Here is a 1192-nt window from a genome sequence, read left to right as displayed (position 1 = left end):
TTTAAGTCCTGCTCTTAAGTAATCGCCAGCTTCAACCGCATTTGCAATTAAACCATCCTCCTGCAGAACCTCAAGAACGGCTCTTCCAGCCTCACATGCTGCAGGCGAACCACCAAATGTATTGAAATATCCAGTACCTTTTAAAGCATCAATAATATCAGAGCGTGTAACCATAGCTGACATAGGATAACCATTTCCCATTGGTTTACCCATTGTCACAATATCAGGTATTACACCATGTCGCTCAAAGCCCCACATTTTACCTGTACGGCCAAAGCCTGGCTGAACCTCATCTGCAATGTATAAGCCACCATGTTTATGTACTACATCTACAGCCTTTTTAATAAATCCAGGAGGATCTGCAAAAACACCGTCAGATGAGAAAATATCATCAAAAAGAAGTGCAGCAAATTTAATACCTTTAGCTTCAAGACGCTCAATTGCCTTTTCAACATCTGCAGCAAATACATCTGCAAGTTTATCTGCACTAACTCTATAGGTATCAGGTGCTGGTACTGTTTCAACAAAATCACACATCACCTTTCCGTTTGTACTTGAAGGAGATGCAAATGTCACAAGATAAGAGTTACCATGATAAGCACCTGAAGTTACAATAATACCCTTTCCGCCTGTGTAGTAAAAAGAAGCCCTTAAGGCTAAATCATTACTCTCAGAACCTGTACAGGTCATAGCAATTTTATCTAGTGGTGCAGGAAATGTGCTTAATAGCTTTTCAGCATAGTCATCTACGGTTTTATTCAGATATCTTGTGTGATGGTTTACTTTTAATAGCTGTTTGCCAACATATTCAGCAACGCGCTCATTTCCATGACCAACGCATGCTACATTGTTATAGCAGTCAAGATATCTGTTATTCTTCGAGTCAATTAGGTAACAGCCCTCACCCTTCACAACTTCTATTGGTTCTTTAAAAAATAGAACCGATGCAGATCCGAATACACCTAATCTACGGCTAGTCTCTGGTTTTAGATCCTCAGGAAGAGAATCAAAATCAGACTGGTCGAAAGCATTCATTGACAATATTGATTTAATAGACATACTTTCTCCTTTTATTTAACTTCTTGTTGTGTTAAAGGTACCACATAAATGTTGCACTTACAACGAATAAACCTGTAAAACACACATATTCGTGTTGCAACCACAACAAAAGATAAATAAAAGAGCGCAATAT

At 38.6% G+C, this 1192-nt stretch carries 1 protein-coding gene; it reads right to left on the bottom strand.

Annotation, left to right across the window (positions count from 1 at the left end):
- The coding region (locus ACJML3_RS09090; protein ID WP_406022547.1) for an aspartate aminotransferase family protein at positions 1-1059 on the bottom strand (1059 nt) is incomplete at its 3' end.
- Positions 1060-1192 lie beyond the last annotated feature (133 nt).

This window comes from Succinivibrio sp., assembly GCF_045124615.1.
Classification (GTDB): Bacteria; Pseudomonadota; Gammaproteobacteria; order Enterobacterales; family Succinivibrionaceae; genus Succinivibrio; species Succinivibrio faecicola.
This window is presented reverse-complemented; position numbering and strand designations above follow the sequence as displayed.